The sequence below is a fragment of the Agrobacterium larrymoorei genome (assembly GCF_013322225.1).
GTDB classification, from domain to species: Bacteria; Pseudomonadota; Alphaproteobacteria; order Rhizobiales; family Rhizobiaceae; genus Agrobacterium; species Agrobacterium larrymoorei_A.
The window spans coordinates 65,399-81,946 of the sequence record NZ_JAAMFB010000030.1 but is presented as its reverse complement, the minus strand read 5'-3'; the positions used below and the strand labels follow the sequence as shown (position 1 = coordinate 81,946).

Annotated in this window: 14 protein-coding genes; 3 read left to right on the top strand and 11 right to left on the bottom strand. The window is 54.8% G+C overall.

What is annotated here, in order from left to right; translation table 11 throughout:
- Positions 1 to 4 precede the first annotated feature (4 nt).
- A complete protein-coding gene (locus tag G6L28_RS18685) occupies positions 5 to 892 on the top strand; it encodes a helix-turn-helix domain-containing protein (RefSeq protein WP_174065408.1) in 888 nt (295 codons plus the stop codon).
- A 61-nt stretch (positions 893 to 953) separates the two neighbouring features.
- Here G6L28_RS18685 and G6L28_RS18680 read toward each other — a convergent pair whose 3' ends face one another.
- The 8 genes from G6L28_RS18680 to G6L28_RS18645 all read right to left on the bottom strand — a co-directional run bounded on the left by G6L28_RS18680 (position 954) and on the right by G6L28_RS18645 (position 10,619).
- Positions 954 to 2,573, bottom strand: coding sequence for an acyltransferase (locus G6L28_RS18680; protein ID WP_174065406.1), 1,620 nt, complete (start codon positions 2,571 to 2,573; stop codon positions 954 to 956).
- A 5-nt stretch (positions 2,574 to 2,578) separates the two neighbouring features.
- Complete coding sequence (locus tag G6L28_RS18675) at positions 2,579 to 4,444, bottom strand: DUF2264 domain-containing protein (RefSeq protein ID WP_174065403.1); 1,866 nt, start codon at positions 4,442 to 4,444, stop codon at positions 2,579 to 2,581.
- 65 nt (positions 4,445 to 4,509) lie between these two features.
- The gene (locus tag G6L28_RS18670; protein ID WP_174065401.1) at positions 4,510 to 5,790 is read right to left on the bottom strand and encodes an ABC transporter substrate-binding protein; all 1,281 of its coding nucleotides are present in this window, start codon (positions 5,788 to 5,790) and stop codon (positions 4,510 to 4,512) included.
- Between the two features lie 30 nt (positions 5,791 to 5,820).
- Positions 5,821 to 6,510 (bottom strand): YesL family protein, encoded by a 690-nt coding sequence (locus tag G6L28_RS18665; RefSeq protein WP_174065399.1) that lies wholly within the window; start codon positions 6,508 to 6,510, stop codon positions 5,821 to 5,823.
- A 16-nt stretch (positions 6,511 to 6,526) separates the two neighbouring features.
- Positions 6,527 to 7,636, bottom strand: coding sequence for an ABC transporter ATP-binding protein (locus G6L28_RS18660; protein ID WP_174065397.1), 1,110 nt, complete (start codon positions 7,634 to 7,636; stop codon positions 6,527 to 6,529).
- Positions 7,637 to 7,651: 15 nt separating this feature from the next.
- Positions 7,652 to 8,824, bottom strand: coding sequence for a glycoside hydrolase family 88 protein (locus G6L28_RS18655; RefSeq protein ID WP_174065395.1), 1,173 nt, complete (start codon positions 8,822 to 8,824; stop codon positions 7,652 to 7,654).
- 4 nt (positions 8,825 to 8,828) lie between these two features.
- Positions 8,829 to 9,665, bottom strand: a complete 837-nt coding sequence (locus G6L28_RS18650; RefSeq protein ID WP_174065452.1) for a carbohydrate ABC transporter permease — start codon at positions 9,663 to 9,665, stop codon at positions 8,829 to 8,831.
- Positions 9,666 to 9,668: 3 nt separating this feature from the next.
- Positions 9,669 to 10,619, bottom strand: a complete 951-nt coding sequence (locus G6L28_RS18645; RefSeq protein ID WP_174065393.1) for a carbohydrate ABC transporter permease — start codon at positions 10,617 to 10,619, stop codon at positions 9,669 to 9,671.
- 224 nt (positions 10,620 to 10,843) lie between these two features.
- On the opposite strand from G6L28_RS18645, the gene G6L28_RS18640 reads away from it, so the two are divergent.
- Together G6L28_RS18640 and G6L28_RS18635 are read left to right on the top strand one after the other, a co-directional pair.
- On the top strand, positions 10,844 to 12,631 hold the full coding sequence (locus G6L28_RS18640; protein WP_425292691.1) for a heparinase II/III domain-containing protein: 1,788 nt from the start codon (positions 10,844 to 10,846) through the stop codon (positions 12,629 to 12,631).
- A gap of 10 nt (positions 12,632 to 12,641) precedes the next feature.
- Positions 12,642 to 13,430, top strand: a complete 789-nt coding sequence (locus G6L28_RS18635; RefSeq protein WP_174065389.1) for a carbohydrate-binding protein — start codon at positions 12,642 to 12,644, stop codon at positions 13,428 to 13,430.
- Between the two features lie 28 nt (positions 13,431 to 13,458).
- On the opposite strand, the gene G6L28_RS18630 is transcribed toward G6L28_RS18635, so the two are convergent.
- The 3 genes from G6L28_RS18630 to G6L28_RS18620 all read right to left on the bottom strand — a co-directional run bounded on the left by G6L28_RS18630 (position 13,459) and on the right by G6L28_RS18620 (position 16,352).
- On the bottom strand, positions 13,459 to 14,199 hold the full coding sequence (locus G6L28_RS18630) for a FadR/GntR family transcriptional regulator (protein WP_174065386.1): 741 nt from the start codon (positions 14,197 to 14,199) through the stop codon (positions 13,459 to 13,461).
- A gap of 121 nt (positions 14,200 to 14,320) precedes the next feature.
- A complete protein-coding gene (locus G6L28_RS18625; RefSeq protein ID WP_174065384.1) occupies positions 14,321 to 15,688 on the bottom strand; it encodes an ATP-binding protein in 1,368 nt (455 codons plus the stop codon).
- Positions 15,675 to 16,352 (bottom strand): response regulator transcription factor, encoded by a 678-nt coding sequence (locus tag G6L28_RS18620; protein WP_174065382.1) that lies wholly within the window; start codon positions 16,350 to 16,352, stop codon positions 15,675 to 15,677. Before G6L28_RS18620 ends, G6L28_RS18625 begins: the two co-directional genes overlap by 14 nt.
- Positions 16,353 to 16,548: the final 196 nt, after the last annotated feature.

The following is a 16,548-nucleotide window of genomic DNA, read 5'->3' as shown; positions in this document are numbered from 1 at the left end:
GAAATTGTCGAAAAGTAAGATTGCCGAGAGAGCCTTCTATCAGCCTGGTGCAAGCAGCATCGAAGGATGGCCCACGAACCTCGATTTCTTCTACGCCCATCCGCCGGTGATGCTGATGCCGCATTGGCATGCGCAGGTGGAGGTGAATTACGTTATCTCCGGCTCTGTGCATTATCGGATGGGAGACCATTCACTGACTATGAAGGCCGGGCAGATGTGCCTGTTCTGGGGCGGTCAACCGCATCAGATGGACGAATCCTCTGCAGATTCGTTTTATGCGGGAGCGCACCTGCCTCTCTTCCATTTCTTTCGTATGCGGCTGCCCGCCACTGTCTCCGCAATGTTGATGGGTGGAGCGACCATGGTAACGTCGGTAACTGGCAAGGCAGACGATGAAAATTTTCAGCGGTGGCAACGCTACTTCAAGTCCGGAGATGAGGCCAAAGCAGAACACGCCGTGGAAGAGCTGATGTTGCGAGTTGAACGCATGTTCATGGAGCATTACGACATCGTTTCGTCGGGGTCCTGCGCACGCGATGCAATCAAACAGGACAATTCGGCCTCGACAGCCGTGGTTCGCATGTGTGATTTCATCGCCGCCAACTATCTGGAGGACATAGACGCGACGAATATTGCGCGGGCGGCAGGCCTTCATCCCAAATATGCGATGAATGTTTTTCGTAAATCGACGGGTATGACGCTGATCAAATATCTGACGCTGCTCAGGCTTTCTCGTGCCCAAGCCATGCTCATCAACGGAAAAGACAATATCCTGAGTATCGCTATGGAAAGTGGTTTCGGTTCGGTCAGCGCATTTAATAAGGCCTTCCGGCAGATTGCGGGCATGCCGCCTTCCGGCTTCAGGCGCGGCTCAACCGGCCTTTTTCAATAATAAGTGACTGTCCCGTCGAAAAAAACCGAACACAATTGACAACGGATAAGGAGCGTTGAGCTTATCTAGCGCTGATCGGATCGACACCAAACTTATGCACACCTCTTGGCGTGAAGGAGAGATCCTGTTCAAGCCCTAATAGCTTTGCACAAAGCCAAATGACGGAGAGCCACATTTCTGTGCCCTGAAGACCTGGTAGGTGCCCTTCGCGGAAGGCAAACCCTTTGCCCGGCACCCATCGACCCTCCACGCGCTCGATGATCTCTTCCGCGATTTTCAGCGCCTCTACTTTTCTATGGTCGGTCTGTTGCAGGCACAGAAGAAGCGGGTGGATCGTATCGAGCAGATTGCAGGCATCGAAGGCGTCAGCTTTGAACCCCTCATGGCTACGGTAATTGGTGATGACACTATCAATGGCCGCATCAGGATAGGGTACAGGCAAGTCAAACTGCGCGTATGTTCCTCTTGTCAGACGATAGAAACCGTTGACGGGCTGAAGCAAGCCACCCGACGGCCCTGATCCGCCCCACAGCCCGGTAATCTTATCGACATTGAGAGACAGCCAGCCCATCAAGGTGGCAATATTTGTATCCAGTCCAAAACAACGCTGGTTGACGTAGAACACTGTCCCAATGGCGTCGACCGTTGCGCCGGAATGCCATGCCCTCGTTTGCCAAGGCAGATTTCCCAGCAAATCAACAAGCGTTGTGGTTTGCATTTCCTCAAAATATGCAATGGGATATGTGGGTTCACTGTTAAAGCACTTGAGCGCGTAGCAGACCGAGAGGATGTTATAGAGAATGTCAGGATCCTGTTCGAGTGGGATTGTGTAGGACCGACCCGGCTCGATAAATAGCCCGGTGTCTTTATCTTGCAACTGCCGCAGTTTGAAGACCGTGGCATCGGGATCGAACATACTCTGCTGCTCACCGAAAGCAGATGCAATTTCGATGGCGTCGCATAGTTGACGGATGGTTTGCACCTCTTCTCCAGATGCATTGGCAGAGACGAAACCATCTTTGTTTTCATAGGATCGAACGGCAGTCCGCCAGTCTTGCGTAACTTGACGATCAAGCGCTTGAAGGATTTTTCTCATGCCTCGTTCGGGCGTTCCAGCGTGATCCCGACGGCGGCTTTTGAGAACGCGGGCAGGAACGCCACCGGCGATTGCCATCGCCGGAATGTCTGACTTGACCACGGCGCCTGCCGCAATGATCGCGCCATTGCCTATCTTGACGCCATCCAGAACTACCGCGTTCGCACCGATCCACACATCATCGCCAATGTCGATACCAAGCGACGTCAGCGGCTGACGATAGATCGGAACAGTAGCATCGTCGAAACCATGATTGAAGCCGACGATGCTGACATGGGAGGCGATACGGACGTCGTTTCCGATTTTCACCTTGCCGGAAATGCAGGCATAAGGATTGACCGAAACGTTGCTTCCCATCTCGATATTGCCGCGCACGATAGCGTAACCGGCTACCCAAGACGTATCGCCCATGGCGAGCCTATCGGTGTGGATTTCCGCTTTTTCAGCGATATAGACATTCTCGCCGAACGTCGCGCCCGCACGCTGGACAAGGGCTTGCAGGCGCGCCTGATGGTCTTCGCAATCGATATCGGCTTGCTTTCTTTCCCAAGTCAGGATGTTCAGTCTGGCCGCATTTTTCTCCATGGCGCTTAGTTCGCCCGCCTGTCTTCAAGCGCGAACGCTGCGACGGGTTTGCCTTCGGTCCGGAACAATTCTTCCAACGCATCCATATCCGGAGCTTTGGGGATATTTGCCAGAGACGTCTCAGTTCCTGTGCCTTTGGGCAGGGCCAAAGCTGCGGTGCTTAGAATTATTTCGCCCTGACCAATCATGCCACGCAGTTGCGGTACGAGCGTTCGTCCGTGGATCAGGTTCGTGTTGGCGATAGCTTGATGGGCGATGCCTTCCCGCAATTGACCAGCCGATAGATCGATAATGGCACTGATGTCTTGCTGGCCATAACAAACGCTTCGCCCTGCCCCGACTTCGGTTCCATCCCGATTGAAGTCCGCACGTTCGATGGCAAATCCGCCTTCGGAAGTTTGCAGGGGCTTCGGGCTTTTAATCCGGTGAATTCTCAAGTGCCATGGATTTTGAGGAACAAGCCATGTTTCCACAACGACATCCGCAAATGGGCGCCAGCGGGAATAGAGGCAATCGCGTGCGATCAGTGCTTCCTCCATGGTTTCACGCGCGCGGAAATGAACGCCGTCGTCTGAGAAGCCCAGCATGCCATCGAAACTCGCCGCCGCGAAATGGCGTTCATCTGCCTCGATGTTGAAAGCGTAGCGGGTGGAGTAGACGAATTTGGAATATTTCTCCTGTGCACCACGCATCTTGTCGTGCTGCTGGCCTGAGGACAAGACGACGGTATTTCCTGGAGTATGAAAAGCGACCATTCCCGGTTTGGAGAGCGGAATGGGCTGAGCGAATGCTTCGGCCTCTGCTTCTTCAGCCTGCCAGAAAGGATGATCTTCAGGCAGCGCCAATGGTAGGAAAAATTTCAATGCCCAATAGGGAGAACAAGGCGAATTGTAGCTCTCACTCATCAGCAGATTGGGATAGCCATAGCCGATGGAAAGCACACCATCGCGTTCAAATATCGGGAGCTTCGACCACCAGCGGATATGGCGCATGTAGTAGCCTTTGACCTCGGACCACGGCAGTGCCTCCAGATCGGCAAAGGCTAGAGCGCCCCAAAACCCACCCGCGGCAAACCGGTAGGTCTGGCTGCGGCCAAAAGCGAGCGATGCGCCATCTGGGCCGAACCAGTGGCGTATGTCACCCGAGAACCTGCGGGACCGATCCAGAAAACGCGCCTTGCGCTCGTCATCGCCAGTCGCAAGAACCGCGTAGATCAAACCATAGAAATGCATGGCGAAGGGAATGTAGTGGTCAACCCGCCGTACCGGCCCATCCCGATACCAGCCATCACCAAGATCGAATGCTTCCAGTTCATCGAGATAGCTCTTAGTCTTTGTCGCATCGAAAGAGACGCTGACACGTTCCAAACCAAGATCGATCAACACCCGGAAAAACTTCCAGTTGTTGTCGACAAATTCCTTGTCTCTCGCCGCGACCAGATAATCCGCAACACTTTTTTTCTCGGCTTCGCTCAATGGCTCCCAAATGTGCTGCGGCACCATCGCCAGCGCAAAGCCGATAGCGGCCAGTTCGACCAGCCTCTGGTTGCGGTCAGAAACGTCGCCCCAATACTCTTCGTGGCCCGGGTCGGTACCGTTCGCGAGACCGCGACGATAAAGGTCCCAATGGGGAAAATCATATCCACCCGCGGCAAGCGGCACGATGCCCCATAGCGGTCTGGCAAAACCTTCCAGCTCTGCTGCTGGATAATCGAAAATCGCGCCCGTTGCACTCAGCCGGACGCGCGCGCCACCCGGTGAAAAGTAAGGCAGCAACGGATTGAAAATATCCATCACCGCTTTTGCAAGGTCGTCTCTGGAACGAAGCGGATTATGGAAAAGCGGATTGGCTAGGGCGGTGTCGTGATGCACTTTATGATCTTTCGGAAATTGCCGAAGTTGGGCGGTCGCGGCGCAAACCGCGACCGCCAGAAAGCCTACTTGATGGCCTTCACGCCCTCGTCCATCTCCTTGATGCCGTCATCGATAGAGATGTTGTCGGTCATCAAGGCATCGTGGACGCGGTTGAGGACCACTTCGATGCGTGCAGCATTTGGATTGACCGCCATTTCAAGATAGGCCTTGCCGGCCTTAAGGGCATCCTTACTGTTTTGATCCTGTGGGAAACCGTCGAGGGCCGCGATCTTTTCGGCCACATCATCCGATCTCAACGCCGGGAACGTGCCAGTGGCCGCAACGATAGCTGCGCCTTCCGGGCCGGTCGCGAACTTGATGAAATCAAGCGCCGCTTCCTTGTGGCCGGAGTTCTTGTTGACGGAGAGGCCGGAAATCTGCGCCGCTGTGGTACCCGCCGCAACACCTTCAGGATGCGGGAACTTAACGATACCCCAATTTACGCTTTTGGACTCGCCGGATTTTACCTTGGCGATCTGCGTTCCCACGAACCATGTTCCCATCGGCAACATGCCGATCGTGCCGTTGAAGAACAGCGCGGAATAATGCGTGTTGGAGGTTTTCAACGATGCGTAAGACGGGATCGCACCACTCTTTTGCAGTGCGAGCGCACGCTCGTACCATGGCTTCAGGAATTCGTAATTGCCATCCACCAGCGTCTGCTTGCCATCCTGAATCCCCGGCAGTTGCACGGTGGAACGCCATGTGTGGAGAAGCGCGCCGTAGATCCGGTTGACGCCCATGCCGCCCTTGAGTTTTTCGGCAATCTCATCGAATTGCGCCCAAGTCATGTCGTTGGTCGGGTAAGCAACGCCTGCCTTGTCGAAGATATCCTTGTTGTAATAAACCACCCAGAAATCCGAGCGGAACGGCAGCGCATACACCTTGCCTTCGACCGTCATTTCCTCGATCAGCCCGCCATAGGAAGCGGCGTCGATCTTCTGGTCCTTGATGAACCCACTGAGGTCATCAATATTTCCGGCGCGCACGAGGTTGGCGTAACCCGGCACATCCTTGATGGTGACGATGTCGATATCCTTCGAGCCGCCAGTCAGCTGCGTCGAAATCATCTGCGTGTAATCCTGCGAACCGAGGTCGACCGCCTCGAACTTCACATTGGGATGCTTTTTGCTATAGGCTTCCATCAGCGGCTTGAAATAGGCACCCTTATCCAAATCCCACAAAGCCCATTTGAGCGTTACAGGCGCGTCGCTCTGCGCGAACGCCGATCCGCCCATACTGAATGCAAGGCCGATACCGGTCGTCGCAAGCACCAACGCACGTCTTGTTGTTTTGAGTTCCATAGCAGGTCTCCTCCCTAACTAAGCGATTGTTTATTCAGTTTGATCTTGTGACAGTTCGTCTTTCACCATGCGAATTGCCGCAAAAGAGATTGCGAACATTCCGAGCGAGAAATTGATGGTGGCCGGCATGAAGACGGAAACAGGGTAAAACAGGATATGCGCGAGCCACAGTGCGGCGACGAACGCCAGCGCAAACAGCATTGGCAGTGGTTTGACTACCGCAAACAGCGCCGCTTCTTTCAATGCCGCAAGAATGGATAGATCGCGTGCTGCAAGCAGAGCCGTTGCATAGGCCGTGACGATGCAGAGATAAAGCGTGACTGCGGCACTGATGGCGAGCGGCGCGCTGTAGAGAATGCCGTGTTGCGTTGCCTGTGCGTAGCTGATCGTTGTGTAGACGCAGGCTCCGACCACGGTCGCGCATATCGTCAAAAGCAACGTGCCCCGCAGCGCGTAGTCGCGAAATGCTTCGATAAAATCCCTAAGCAGATAGGTATTTTCATCCAGCGCAAATGAACGCGATACCCTCGCCATGGCGAGCGTTGCCGCAGGCATCGTGACAAGCGGTAGACTAGCGATGATGAAAAGCAGATTGAGCTTCACCATCTCCCACCATTCGCGTTTGACGATATCGAAGAACAGGGCAAGGCCGGTGAGCTTCGGGGCGTCCTTATCGATCCCGGCTCCTTCCTTCGTCCAAAGTCCTTCAAGCCACTGCATTCTTTGCGTTGCCTCTTCAGTACAGAATGGATCGTTCGGTTTCGGGGTCGAAAAGCTGCGCGTTGGTGAGGTCTGCCACCAGTTGCACGCTGTCCCCGATCCTTGCCCGAAAGCGCGGGGAAACACGGGCGATCAAGGGCTTTCCACCCGAGATCAGGTTGAGATGAACTTCTGAACCCATCGGCTCGGCAAGTTCAACAGTCGCGTTGAAGCGTGACGTATTTGCGACCTCGATATCGGCAGGTGCGAATTCGTGGAAATTCTCCGGGCGGATGCCGAGGATAAGCTCCTTGTTCTCGTAAGGTGCCAACCGTTTGGAGTCTATTTCCAGAGGCAATGGCATTGCGGCGCCATCGAAGACAGCGACAAATCGATCCGCGTCTTTCCGTAATGTCACCGGAAGCATATTCATTTGCGGTGCACCGATGAAGCCCGCAACGAACATGTTGATGGGCCGGTCGTAGAGATTTTGCGGCGTATCGACCTGCTGGATATGGCCGTCCTTCATCACCACGATGCGGTCGGCCATGGTCATGGCTTCCACCTGATCGTGGGTAACATAGATGAACGTCGCATCCAGCCGCTTGTGAAGCTTGCTGATTTCCGAACGCATCGTGCCGCGTAGCTTGGCATCAAGGTTGGAAAGCGGCTCGTCCAGAAGGAATACCTCGGGGTTGCGCACCATGGCGCGACCGAGTGCCACGCGCTGCCGCTGACCGCCGGACAGAGCCTTCGGCTTACGGTTCAAAAGATGCGTGATATCAAGGATATTGGCTGCTTCCTTGACCTTGTTGTCGATGATCTCGCGCGGGGCTTTGCGCAATTCCAGACCGAAGGCCATGTTCTTGTAGACCGTCATGTGCGGATAAAGCGCATAGTTCTGGAAGACCATGGCGATGTCGCGGTCCTTCGATGGCACGTCATTCATCAGGTCGTCTCCGATGACGAGTTCACCGCCGGAAATTTCTTCCAGCCCCGCGATCATCCGCAACGTGGTGGATTTGCCGCATCCGGAGGGGCCGACGAGAATGATGAATTCCTTGTCCGCAATTTCCAGATCGATATCGTGCACGACCTTGAGCGCGCCAAACATCTTGTTGAGTTTTTTCAGCGAAATGCTTGCCATCAGTTCCTCACGCGCTCACCAATAGGAAGACCAGTTGCGCGACAGCCGCGTCAGTGCTTCGAGATAATAATAATCGCCCCACGCAACGCACTCATCGACGCCTTCACCGCGGCAAGTGTTGTGCGGGCTTTTCTTGGAGTATGTGCCGTGTAGCAGCTGACCGTTCGAGACCGCCGGATCAGAAACGGCGTAATTGTCGACAAGGCTTTTTACCATTCGTCTTGCAAGATCGCGGTACCGCTCCGCATTTTCAGGCGTTTCGAGATCGGCCATTTCCAGCAGTCCGCAGGCGACGATTGCCGCCGCAGAGCTGTCACGCGGCTCGCCGTCCTTTTCAGAAAACACCAGATCCCAATAAGGCACGAGATCGGCAGGCAACCTTTCCAGATAGAAGTTGAGCAGGCGCTCGAAAGCATCACGATATGCAGGCAGTTTCTCATAGCGATAGGAAAACGCCATTCCGGCAATCCCCCAAGCCTGCCCCCGCGCCCAGTAGCTTTCGTCGCTGAAACCCTGCTTCGTCACCCCGCGCACCGGGCCACCTGTTTCCGGGTCCATATAGAAAGTGTGATAGGTGGAATCGTCCGATCGAACGGAGTGCGCAAGCGTCGTCCGCGCATGGGCCAGTGCTACATCGCGATATTCCGCTCTTCCAGTTTCGCGGCTTGCCCAGTAAAGTAGCGGCAGGTTCAGAAGGCAATCGATGATGTAGCGATATTCGTTCGCATTGTCCTTGCGGCCCCAAGCCTGAATGAACTGGCCGATGGGCTGAAACCGTTCCATCAACTGGTCGGCGGCGAGCAATGCCGCCCGCTTTCCATCTTCATCGCCCACCAGTTTCCAGGCCGCTATGCAGGAGGGCGAATAGAGAAATCCCATATCGTGGTGATCGGTCTCGATGCGGTTTTCGATGCGGTGCAAAAAGCTCTGAACTTGAATTTGCGCGGCATGCTGGAAAACCCTGTCGCCCGTATGTTCGAAGGCCAGCCAGATTTGGCCCGGCCAGAAACCAGCTGTCCACTGGTCGTTCGCAACGGCCGGATAGAAATTCCCGACGCTCGAATGGTTCTGCGCCTTATATGTAAAGTCTGGCAGATTACGTCGCACCTGCGAAACCGCGGTCTGCAAAGCGGCCTCAATCTCCTCTGCGCTGATCCGTTTCGGGTGTGGTGCGGCAAAATCAAGCATGAAATTAACCTTTGATGCCGGAAGACGCGACGCCTTCGACAAAGAAGCGTTGCAGGGCAAGGAACACGATGAGAACCGGGATGAGCGCCACCACGGAAGCCGCCATGATAAGCCCGTATTCTGCTGAATATTGGGAGATGAACATACGCAGGCCAATCTGGATGGTCTTCAGCTCCGTTTTGGTGAGGTAGATCATCGGTCCGAGGAAGTCGTTCCAGGTCGTGACGAAGGTGAAGATCGTCAACGTCGACAAGGCTGGCTTGGACAACGGCAGCATGATCTTTGCCCAAATCTGATACTCGTTCATGCCATCGATGCGCGCTGCTTCGCAAAGTTCGTTCGGAATGGACATGTAGAACTGCCGCATCAGGAACACACCGAAAGCGGTAAAGGCCTGCAACAGGATCAGCGCCAGATGGGTGTTATTGAGCCCGAATTCGCGCATCAGCAGGAACTGCGGCACCATGTAAACCTGCCAAGGCATAGCGATGGTGGCGATGTAGCCCAGGAACAGCGTGTTCTTGTAAGGGAAGTTCAGTTTCGCGAAGGCATATGCGGCAAAGCTCGATGTCACGAGCTGAAGCAACGTAACGATTATCGTCAGCTTAGACGTGTTGTAGATGAACAGCGCCAGCGGAATTTTCGTCCATATATCGCTGTAGTTTTCCCAACGCGGCTGGGAGGGAATCCATTCGATGGGAAACACGAAGACATCGCGGCTGAGTTTGAGCGATGCGGACAGCATCCACGCAAAGGGCAGCAGCATGATGATGGTGATCGCGATGATCGTGACGTAGACGGCAATCGTTCCAACCGAGACTTTGTGGCCCATAACACGCATCACCTAGTCCTCCCGCTGGCGCTTGAACTGGATGACCGTCACGCAAAGCACGAGAAAGAAAAGCACGAGCGCGATCATGCTAGAGTAGCCGAGATCCCAAGAGATGAAGGCTTCGTTATAGATGTGATAGACCAGAACGAGGGTCGATGTGCCGGGTCCGCCCTGCGTGATCATATAGACCTGATCGAACACCTTGAATGACTGGATGGTCAGCATGACCGTGACGAAGAACGTCGTTGGCGCCAGTTGCGGCAGCGTAACGTGAATGAACTTCTGCCAGGCATTGGCTCCATCCAGACCCGCGGCTTCATAAAGCTCGGTGTTCACGCCCTGAAGCCCGGCAAGATAGATCACCATGTAGTAACCCATGCTTTTCCAGACGCCGAACAGGATAACTGTCACCATTGCCCAATGCCGATCCGCTGCCCAGCCGGGCATATCGGCGGGATCGAGGCCCAGCGTGTAGAGGAGCATGTTCACCGGACCCATTTCCGGGTTGAAAATCATGTTCCAGACGACCGCGACCGCCACGAGGGAAGCGACATAGGGGAAAAACATGGCCGTGCGGAAGAAATTACGGCCCAGAATCTTCTGATTGAGAAGAATGGCCAGACCGAGCGCGCAAGCCAAGGTCAGCGGCACCGACACGACGGTATAGACAATCGTATTCCAAAAAGCCGCAATGAACGCGCGATCTTCAAACAGACGCCAGAAATTATCGAGGCCAGCAAAGCGCATGGCATTGGAACCATCCCAATGCATAAAGGCCAGCGCGAAAGCAAACAGGATGGGCCCGAGCGTGAAAATTGCAAAGCCAAGGAAGTTGGGCGCGATGAAGGAGTATGCAATCAGCGCATTCTCGATACGCCGCCGCCTCTTCGAAACGACGCGAACCTTTTTCTTACGATAAGGAGCGGCCTGTTCTTCAGGCGCAGTCGCGCTTGCGATTGCCAAAGCATTCCTCCCGTACCGATCTCGTCCCGATTATCGGACATCAACCAGCACATTCTCAATCGCGATCGAACATTTGCCCGGTCGCCTCCCGTTGTTTTGGATAACACGATATCGATATTGGTCAAACAACTTTGCACAACATCAGACAAATTTTCTAGCACTTCACAAATACGTATGATAGGAGCCGATCTATTCGATTTCGAAACGCGCGGGAGGCATGGAGCGTGTTTGTGGAAATGACGGAGCTCCTACCCGGGACTTTCGCGCCGTTCGGCGCAGGGATTTCGCCTGAGAAACTGCGGGCAGCGGTGACCGATGAAAGCAGGGCAATCCTCGTTCAGGCTGCTGAAAATGCCCTGATCGTGCCCTGGGCAGCTATTCATGCAAGCGATTATCGGGAATATACCCTGAACGGAAACCGCTCCCGCTTCGAGGATCTCTATTTCTCAAGACGGCTGAAGCTGAACGCTCTGGTGATTGGTGAATGCATCGAGGCGAATGGCCGGTTCCTAGATGCGATTATCGATGGACTATGGCTGATCTGCGAGGAAAGCGGCTGGCAGCTGCCTGCCCACAATTCCCATATAAGGGGCGGACCAAGAGCGCCGCTGCCGGATCCGCAAAATCCGGTCATCGATCTGTTTGCCGCCGAAACCGGGGCCAATCTCGCGCTTGCGATTCATCTGCTTGGTGCCGAGCTGGAAGGTGCTAAGACGGATATTGTGACGCGTGTCAGGCAAGAGATTCACTCACGTATCATCCGACCATATACCGAGCGCCATTTCTGGTGGATGGGAAATGGCGAAGAGCGAATGAACAATTGGACGGCGTGGATCACACAGAACGTCCTGCTATCCACCTTCCTCATCAAAACCGAGGACTTTACAAAACGGCAAGTCGCTAGCAAAGCGCTGGCAAGCCTCGACGCCTTCATAAAGGACTACGGAGAGGATGGTGCCTGCGAGGAAGGAGTTCTCTATTATGGGCACGCAGCGCTCTGCATGTTCGGCGCCATGACTGTTCTGGAGACTGTCGCTCCGGGTTCGATGACCAGACCTTTTACGTCGACAAAAATTCGCAACATGGCTGAATTTATCGTCAGCATGCACGTCGCGGCTTCAACCTATTTCAATTTTGCGGACTCACCGGCGCATTACGATACGAGCGGAGTTCGGGAATTTCTGTTTGGCAAGGCGGTCAATTCTGACGCATTGCGGGCGTTTGCCAGGGACAGATGGAGTGAAAGTCCAGACCGGCTGCTGAGCAGGGAATGGAACCTTTGGTATCGGGCTCTGGCGATCCTGACCGAAAGAGAGCTGAGCCAGACCGTGCTCGCACCGCCCAAGAAATGCGACAAGCTTTACCCCGGCATAGAGCTGGCAATTGCCCGCGACGAGGTCTTCGCTCTCGCCGTGAAAGCTGGAAACAACGGCGAAAGTCACAATCATAACGACGTGGGAAGCCTTACGCTTTACAAAAACGGCAAGCCATTCATCATCGATGTGGGCGTAGAAACATATACAGCAAAGACCTTCTCAGCAGATCGCTACGACATTTGGACGATGCAATCGGCCTACCACAATCTGCCAACATTCGATGGCGTGGGGCAAGCCGCTGGAGCGGCGTTTGCGGCCACCGATTTCAAAACCGAGTTTCTCGATGAAACCGTGCAGATTTCCTTCGATATCGCCAATGCCTATCCGGCCGAAGCAGCTGTAAAAACCTACCGGAGGCAAATAACTTTGTTTCGCAAAAAATACGTCGAAGTCATTGATGAATATGATGGAAGTCGCAACGCGATTCTTTCACTATTGACTGTTGCCCAGCCAACAATCGAAGACGGATACCTTTCAATCGGTGGTTTGGGGACGGTGAACTGCGAGGGCGAAGCGCAGATTACAATAGAGGCCATAGCAATTGATGACCCGCGCCTTCGTCAGTCTTGGCCGGACAGAATCTACCGCGTTCTTATTCCCTTCAGAGCGCACTGCCTGCGTCTGACCATCAACTGAGGGTAGACAGATGAAGCTCACTCTGAAGGTCGTCAGCCCCACGAACGATATATTGGCTCAAACCAGCTCTGAAGACGAAGTATTTCTCGTCTATCGAGCGAACTATCGGGAAGGTGACAGGATCATCTTGAACACATCGGAACCGGGCTATATCCATCTCGCTCTCGACGCAGCAATGCCCCCGACCATCGCCTATCTCGATGGCACAGAGTTCACTTTGCCGATTCCGGACCAACTGAAGCGGAAGTCATACCCTCCGCAGGCGTTTACCGGATACCTCCACCGCCTCTCGGCAAGGCGAGCACGGCACGATGCTTTTTCCCGCAGAAACCTCGCCTTTAACCCCTTCGACCATCATGACAACGAATCCCTGTTTCCCCATGCGACTGCCAATGTCGAAACGCGCGGGGAATCCGCTTTTGCTGCCCGCAATGCAATCGATGGAGAAAAGGCAAACGACGATCATGGGTTTTGGCCCTACACCAGTTGGGGTATCAACCGCGACCCAAACGCCGCCTTAACGGTAAACTTTGGTCGTCCAGTCGTTATCGATGAGTTTGCGTTCTATCTGCGAGCGGATTTCCCGCATGATGCGTGGTGGAAAAGGTTGAACGTGACCCTATCGAGCGGCGAGACGCTTTTATTCGAGCTATCGAAGACCGGCGCAGCGCAGTCTTTCTCTTTAGAGCCCAAAACGGTCGAGTGGATCCGGCTGCACGATCTCAAAAAAGCGGATGATCCATCCCCCTTCCCTGCATTGACGCAGATCGAAGTCTGGGGTGTCGATGTTATCGAGTAGAGATGAAGTCCAAAACCAAAGCCCCAGTCTAACCCGCAACAATTCCGCGTAAATCCCGCATCATGTCACGGTAGCGCTGCTGGCTTCCGCGCAAGTGTTCCTGCATGGCAAGCTTTGCCGCCTGCTCATCACGATCCGAAATAGCAACCACTACGGCCTGATGCTCTTTGTGGATAAGTCGACGATAGGCCGTCTGATCACCTTCCCGCGCCATTGGCACCGCCTTTGACTGCGGGATGACGGCCTGACCATGAAGCTCAAGAAACTGTGTGAAAAGCAAATTGTTGGTGGCGGCAGCAATGGCGAGATGAAGCGCAAGGTCCGCTTCACGGATGGACTGATTCCGCTCTATGCAATCAAGCACCTTTGCATGGCGATCGAAAATCGCCTCCTCCTGAGCGGGGGAACGCCTGAGTGCAGCCAGCCCTGCCGCCTCGATTTCCAATGGAGTGCGGATTTCCAATACTTCCAGATCCGACGAAAGCCGGGCTTTTTCGATATTGACCTTAGAGCCTTCGGGTTTGTCTTTTTTCAGGACAAAGATGCCCGCACCCTGCCTGACCTCAACCAGTCCATCGCATCGCAGTCCGGTAACGGCTTCGCGTACCACTGTTCTGCTGACACCATGCGCTTCGGTGAGCTCGACTTCACTTGGAAGTTTGTCGCCAGGCCCGTATCGACCCGACGCGATAGCGTCGCGAAGTACGCTACTGACTTGACTGACGAGCGATGCCCCGTTCTTGGGGCGCTCTTTTCCTTGTTGACGCATATCGAATGCATGCCCAATGGCGAGAGGGATCTTTGACTGGATCGTAAGAGTATGATGAATTTAGATCAATGATAATTATATTCGTCTGACAAATATTTCTGGTGGATACTCGATTTCAGCATCAGCTTCCAGGCTGAAAAGGAAACTGGATCTCCGCGGCAAAGCCCTCTGAAGCGATGATATCGAACTTGAATCCGTGCAGTTTGACGATTGCCGTAACGAGAGTAAGACCGAGACCGATGCCTTTCGTATGTCGGCTTCGGTCCGAACGATAAAAGCGCTGCACCAGCAAGTCCCGCTCCTCTTCTGACACGCCCGGCCCCGTGTCGGCGACGCGGAGACTTTGTCCGCCTTGTTTGACCGAAAGCTCGAGTGTCACGGTACCGCCCTGTGGCGTGAATTTCACAGCATTATCGACGAGGTTGGCAACCGCCTCAAACAGGAGATCCCGGTCTCCACGCACAGTAACGTCCGTCTCCGCACGGATCGTCATGGTAAGCTGCTTTTCTTCGGCAAAAGGCTCGTAGAATTCGGCGACCTCCTTGACGATCTCGGTCATCGACACGCTTTCGAATGCTGCGAGGCGGCGGGTCTGCTCAATCTCCCGGATCCGCAGAAGCGCCGTCACGATGGAAATCGCAAGGTCTACCCCGGCAATGCTGCGATCGATCGCACTGTGAAGATCGTCAACGCTGGTTGCGGTACGCCGTGCTCGCTCCAGTCCAATCCGCACCCGCGCCAGTGGCGTGCGGAGATCGTGGGCGATATCGTCGCCGATGCCGGCGAGGTTTTCGACAAGCGTTTGAATTTCGTCGAGCATTCCGTTGACGATCTGCGCCAGCTTGTCGAGCGGATCCTCGCTGTTGCGCACCGGTAGGCGTTGCTTGAGATCGCCCGCGACGAGTGCCGCCGCTCTTGTCTGCATTTCGTGGATACGCCGCTTCGAACGCGCCGCAAACAGTAGAGACGCCGCAAGCCCGAGCAGGAAGGCAGGCAGAAGCCCAAAGATTAAACCACGCTCCACGACCATCGCGGTTTGTTCGTTGTCCTTCGTACTCCAGCCGACGACGACGATTTTGCCATCGGCGAGCCGACGGGCAACGGCTCGTGATGGCTGGACCATATGCCAGCCCGGACCAAATCGGTCGATATCCACCTGGATTGGAGCCTGATCTATCTCCAGCCCCGCAGGCCATCGTAGAACATTACCGGATATCCGCTCTCCGGATGCTGAAAACAGGCCGGTGGGCTTATAGCGTCGCGGATCCTGCCGAAGCCGCTCGTCATAGGTCGTCAGGTGGCCTTCTTTCGACTGGGCGACAATCGCATCCGATTCCTGGATAATCAGGCCGTCGAGCAAGGACACCAGTTCCCGACTTGTGTTGACGTAGGCAAACACGAGGCTGAGCATAACCGTCGCCGCGATCGCCAAGATCAGGACGAACGTGTAGCGAAAGCTCGAGGTTCTTATCCAGTCAATCAGGTGCACGGAGGATAAAGCCTTCTCCACGGATATTGGTGATCATCGGCGCTTCTCCATCCGCGTCCACCTTGCGGCGCAGGCGACCCATGTGGACATCGACCAGATTGGAATCGGGCACGAACTTGTAATTCCAAACTTCCTCAAACAGCATGGCCCGAGTGAGTAATTGCTCGCAATGGCGCATCATGTATTCGAGAAGGCGGAATTCGCGCGGCAGCAGCTCGATTGCCCTGCTGCCGCGACTGGCGCTGCGCTCGATCAGATCGAGTTCCAACGGGCCGACCCGCAGCGCATTGGTAATCGGCTCTGCCGGACGCCGCAACAGCGCCTCGACGCGCGCAAGCAGTTCCAGAAGGGCAAACGGTTTCGTGAGATAATCGTCGCCACCGGCCCGCAATCCTTTGACGCGATCATTGACGGCACCAAGCGCGCTCAGAACCAGAACCGGAGTGCGTATATTGTCGCGACGCAGGGCCTCGATGACGGCAAGCCCGTCCATGCCAGGCAGCATGCGATCGATGATCAGCACATCAGGCCTGCTGTTTCGCACCTGAGCCAGACCGGCTACGCCATCGGGCGCCCAGTCCACGACATAACCGTGATCCTGTAGCTCGGCACAGATATCCGCTGCGGTTTCGGCATCGTCTTCAATAAGCACAATCTTGGTCATGGCACTGTCTATCGCGGATAATTTCCGAAGGATTTATCGGACCTCTCTAATCCCGTTAAGGCAGATAAACCGCCCAAGAGACCCGGCACACCAGAAGTCCGAAACTCAAATACTAAATTCTAATTTAATGGATTTGACGAGATCGCGAGCGCATGTCCTGCGACTAATCGTAGCCGCGACAATATGTCAACAGCCC